Source organism: Enterobacter sp. ZOR0014 (assembly GCF_000798855.1).
Taxonomy (GTDB): Bacteria; Pseudomonadota; Gammaproteobacteria; order Enterobacterales; family Enterobacteriaceae; genus Enterobacter; species Enterobacter kobei.
Window position 1 is genome coordinate 1 of the sequence record NZ_JTLF01000084.1, and the last position, 345, is coordinate 345.

Here is a 345-nt window from a genome sequence, read left to right on the forward strand (position 1 = left end):
TGAACATCCCCACAAACGGCGACCATGAAAGCCACCATCCCCAGTACAATAATGTCCAGCCCCCCAGCCAGTTGCTCGACTTAGGTTCATATGCGTAAAGGTTGAAGGTTTTACTCACCAGCTCCGAAAGATAACCGCCCGTATTTTCCACAAATGACTTCAGCAGAAGCACGGTTGGTCCCAGACACAGGACCAGCGCCAGCAGCAACACCGCCAGGCCCAGGTTAAGCTCAGAAAGAATGCGTATTCCCTTGTCCAGGCCGGACACAACCGAAATTGTCGCTAACCCCGTAATGACAACGATCAGAATGACCTGCACCGTTTCATTGATGGGCACCCCGAAAA

1 protein-coding gene is annotated in these 345 nt (G+C 52.2%); it reads right to left on the reverse strand.

What is annotated here, in order from left to right; translation table 11 throughout:
• Positions 1-345: BCCT family transporter (locus L977_RS03880; protein WP_047624852.1), on the reverse strand; the 345-nt coding region annotated here is incomplete at both ends.